Source organism: Pseudomonas sp. SST3, assembly GCF_003325755.1.
Window position 1 is genome coordinate 1 of sequence record NZ_QORI02000100.1, and the last position, 4,714, is coordinate 4,714.

General features: G+C 59.5%; 1 protein-coding gene and 2 pseudogenes. All 3 read left to right on the plus strand.

Annotated elements, in window-relative coordinates:
* A partial coding sequence (locus DQ405_RS24285; RefSeq protein WP_168426355.1) for a response regulator transcription factor occupies window positions 1–239 on the plus strand: 239 nt, incomplete at its 5' end.
* 53 nt (window positions 240–292) lie between these two features.
* Window positions 293–3,865: pseudogene (locus DQ405_RS24290) on the plus strand (transporter substrate-binding domain-containing protein).
* Between the two features lie 134 nt (window positions 3,866–3,999).
* A pseudogene (locus DQ405_RS24295) lies at window positions 4,000–4,423 on the plus strand (chemotaxis protein CheY).
* The last annotated feature ends 291 nt before the right edge of the window (window positions 4,424–4,714 follow it).

A 4,714-nucleotide genomic window follows, 5' to 3' on the forward strand; every position in this document is an offset into this window, starting at 1 on the left:
GTTCGGTGCGTCGCGACGATCTGCAAGAAACGGAACGGCAGATGATCGACTGCCTGTCGGATCGTGAATTGACCGTGTTGCAGATGCTGGCCCTGGGGCTGGGTAACAAGGAAATCGCCGAGCAAATGCTGCTGAGCCACAAGACTATCAGTACCTACAAGACTCGACTCAAGGAGAAGTTACGAATGTCCTCGGTAGTGCACTTATCCAAGTTTGCCCAGCGCAACCATCTGATCTGATCCGAACTGAAATGGTCACCACCGCGTTGATGAGGTTCGCCACGGTCCTTTGGATGAGCCTGTTACCCCTGATCGCGGTGGCCCTCGAAGAGCCTCACGCTTTGCGGCTGTTGGGGCACTCTCATATCGAAACCCCGCAAGTGACGCTGGACGAGGCCGACTGGCGTTGGCTGCGTGAGCGGCGCTCATTACTGATGGGCGTCTCGGCGCCCGATTACGTACCATTTGACTTGACTAACAACAACGACGAGCTCGAAGGTATCACGGCCGATTTTGCCGCATTGGTCGGCCAGGCCCTGCATATCTCCATCGAGGTTCGGCGTTACGATACACGCGATGAAGTGATCGAGGCCCTGAAGCAGGGAGCGGTGGATTTCCTCGGTTCCGCCAATGGCTATGAAGCGGCCGATCCGCAACTGCTGTTGTCTCGCTCTTATGCCAACGATCAACCGACCCTGGTGACCCGCAGCGGTGACAGCCAGGTGTTGAATGATGACCTGGCCGGCAAGCGCGTGGCGATGCTGTATCACTATATGCAGCCCGACGCCGTACGGGCGTTTTACCCCCAGGCCCAGCTGGAACTGTTTGCCTCGACCTTCGAAGCCATTGGTGCCGTGGCGTTTGGTCGTGCCGACGTCTACCTGGGGGATGCCATCAGTAGCAACTACCTGATCAATCGCAACCACCTCAACAATGTACGCATGGCGGATTTTTCCGGCCTGGAAGTCAATCCGTTTGCGTTTGCCGTCACCCGGGAAAATACGCGTTTACTGCCCATCCTCAATGCTGCGCTGGAGGCGATTCCCGCTAGCGAGCAGATGGAAATTCTACGCCGCTGGAGCGGGGGTAACCTGGGCATAATCGGCGTTGACCGGCTGCACTTGAGCGCCAGTGAACAACGCTGGGTGCAGAAAAATCCACGGGTCAGGGTCGCGGTGCTCAATGATTTCCTTCCCTTATCGTTTATCGGCGATCAAGGCCAATTTGAAGGGCTGAGTGCCGAAGTGCTGTCGCGCATCAGCTTGCGTACCGGCTTGAAGTTCGATGTGGTGCCAGGCAGTTCGTTGCCGCGCCAGATCAACATTGTCAGCGCGGGCACGGCGGACATGCTGGCGGTCGTCACGCCTAGCGTGGAGCGGGCTGATAAAGTGCGCTTTACCCGGCCCTACTTGACCAACCCCTTTGTGCTGGTTACCCGCGACGGTCCGCACAGCCCGCTCACGCTGGAGGACATGGTCGGCAAACGCCTGGCCATGGTGGTTGGCAATGGGCTGCACGATGAGATAGCGCAGAATTTTCCAGGCGTGATCCTTTGTCGACGTGGAGACCCCCCAGCAAGCCATGGCGCTGGTGGCCAATGGTGACGCCGATGGCGCGGTCAACTCATTGATCAGCGCACGCTATCTGATCAACCGGTATTACCGCGACCGCTTGCGTGTCACCAGTACGGTCGGCACCGAGCCTGCACGCGTGACCTTTGGGGTCAACCGCAGTCAACTGGAGTTGTATTCGATCCTCGACAAGGCACTGCTGAGTATCACCCCGCAGGAAATGGACGAGTTGATTGGCCAGTGGCGCAGCGAGGTCATCATCGAGGACAGTTACTGGTTGCGCTATCGCAACGTGATTCTTCAAGGCTTTGGGTTGGCGGCGCTGTTGTTGGCCGTCACGCTGGGCTGGGCCATTTACCTGCGCAGCCTGATTCGCAAGCGCCTGCAGGCCGAGCGGGCGCTGAGCGATCAGATGCGGTTCATGAGTGTATTGATTGACGGCACGCCGCACCCGATTTATGTGCGTGATCGCCAAGGGAGGCTGATGGCCTGCAATAACGCCTACCTCGACGTGTTTGGCTACAAGCTTGAAGACGTGATCGGCAGGACGGTGGTGGAAACCGACGTCGAAAACCCGCACAGGCCCAGTCGTTTCATGAGGATTATCTGCGCTTGATGGCTGAGGGCGAGCCGCAGATTCATGATCGAATACTCAAGGTGCCCAACGGCGATGTGCTGACCATTTACCAGTGGATGCTGCCGTACCGCGACGGCGACGACAAGGTGGTGGGTATGATTGCCGGTTGGGTCGACGTGAGCGAGCGGCACCGCTTGCTCGGCCAGCTACAGGAAGCCAAGGACGATGCCGACGCCGCCAATCGCGCCAAGACTACCTTCCTGGCGACCATGAGCCACGAGATCCGCACGCCCATGAATGCCGTGATCGGCATGATTGAGCTGGCGTTGAAAAATGCCGAACAGGGGCGGGTCGACCGCGACGCCCTGGAGGTGGCCTCGGTGGCTTCGCGGGGGATGCTGGAGTTGATCGGCGATATTCTCGATATCGCGCGGATCGAGTCCGGGCACTTGTCGCTGACCCTGGAGCCCGCCAACCTGCATGAGCTGTTGGCGTCGGTCGCACGGGTGTTCGAGGGGCTGGCCCGAGCCAAGGGGTTGGCGCTGCAGGTTGAATTGGACCCGCTGATTGACCAGGCGGTGCTGGTCGATCCGCTGCGATTCAAGCAAGTGGTGTCCAACCTGCTGAGCAATGCCATTAAGTTCACTCCCCATGGGCAGGTCAGCCTGGTTGCACGGGCGGTGGTCGAGGGCGATCGCTTGGCCGTGCAATTATGGGTGCAAGACACCGGCATTGGAATTAGCGTCGCCGACCAGCAGCGGCTGTTCAGCGTGTTTATCCAGGGCAGCAACAATCAACAGTCGGCACGCAGCGGGTCTGGGCTGGGGTTGGTGATCAGCCGCAGCTTGTGCGAAATGATGGGCGGCCAATTGCACTTGAGTAGTGTGCTGGGGCATGGCACTCGGGTGGACGTGACGTTGGCCCTGGCCATGACCGCCACGCTGCCGGCCCCGATTGAGCCTGTGCAAGAGGCGGCGCCTGAGGGCCGTGCGCTGAGCATTCTGGTGGTGGACGACTACCCGGCCAATCGCTTGCTGCTGGCTCGACAGTTGAGCTTTCTGGGCCACCGTATCGTCACGGCCGAAGACGGTGTGCAGGGGCTGGAGCAGTGGCGAGCGGGGCAGTTCGATGGCGTCATTACCGATTGCAACATGCCCTTCAAGAACGGCTATCAGCTGGCACAGGACATTCGCGCGCAAGAGCGTGAGCAGGGTCTTGAACCCTGCCTGTTGCTGGGGTTCACCGCCAACGCCCAGCCGGAGGAAGCTGAGCGCTGCCGGCAGGCGGGCATGGATGGGTGCCTGTTCAAGCCAACCGGGCTTGACGACTTGCGGTCGGCGCTGGCCTCGCGTTTGGCAGACGCGGGCCCGCAGCCTGTGCCGACATTCGATTTGAGCACACTCGTCGCGCTGACCGGCGATGATCACGCAGCGCTTGTCGGATTGTTGGCGCCGTTGCTTAAAAGCCTGGGGGAGGACCGTGCCTTGCTGCCACGCCTGGCAAGCCAGGCAGATTTTGCCAAGCTGCACGACCTGGCCCACCGTGCCAAGGGCGGCGCGCGAATGGTCAAGGCAAACCTATTGATCAGTGGGTGTGAAGCATTGGAGGCCGCATGTGAACAGCGCGACCGTCAGGCATTGGGGCCCGCGGTTGACGGCGTGAACGAAGCGCTTGATGTTTTGCATCGTGGCTTGAAAGCTTATTGCAATCAGCCCTGACTGCGGTTGATCGCCATTCGGGAAATTTGGGAAAACTCTTACACAAACCGGGAACATGCCTGATTTTGTCGTCGGCATATGTCTGGAGAATGGGCTGCGCTCACTGCCGAGCACTGCCTGCCCAGGGGTTTGCCATGCCGAACAAAGCACTGACCATCCTGATTGCCGATGAACAGCATCTGCAACGCTTGTACATCGAGAAAATGCTCAACCAGTTGGGTTATTACCGGATCGTGCCGGTGCAAACATTCGAAGAGGTGCGGATTCTCACTGCCATTCCTGCCGAACCCTTCGACGTGCTGATAATCAATGCGGGGCTGATGGCCCAAGCCCATGAGCCTCTGCCCCAGGTGCGTCATGTACTCGTCTACGAGCATCTGGACCTGGGCGCCCCTTGCGGCGTAAACGCCGGCTGTGCGAGTGCGATTGCCGGGTGTGCCGGACCACGTCAACCTCGAACACTTCATGGACATCGTCGACCCCTGCGAGACCGCCCACGGCCTGCGGGTGTTGCCGTGGCTTCGAGAGCTGTCCCGCATGCCGGTGGCCCGGGCCTAGTCCACAGCCATTGTTTGTAGGAGCTCGCTCGCGAAAAACTCGCAGGCGCTGCGTTTATTCAGGAAGCACGCGTTATCGTTGACGTTTTTTTGCGAGCAAGCTCGCTCCTGCACGAAGGCGATTCAAGGGTGCATCGTGTTTACCGTATGCCACGAAATCTACGGGCCAGTTCAATCTTCGCAGAAGCAGGCAAGAGAAGGCATCGAGCACACGCCACTACCGGCCCATGCCCGCCCACTGCAGGAGTTTGCCAAACAGAATTCCAGGCCGATCTAATGTTTTTCACCGATC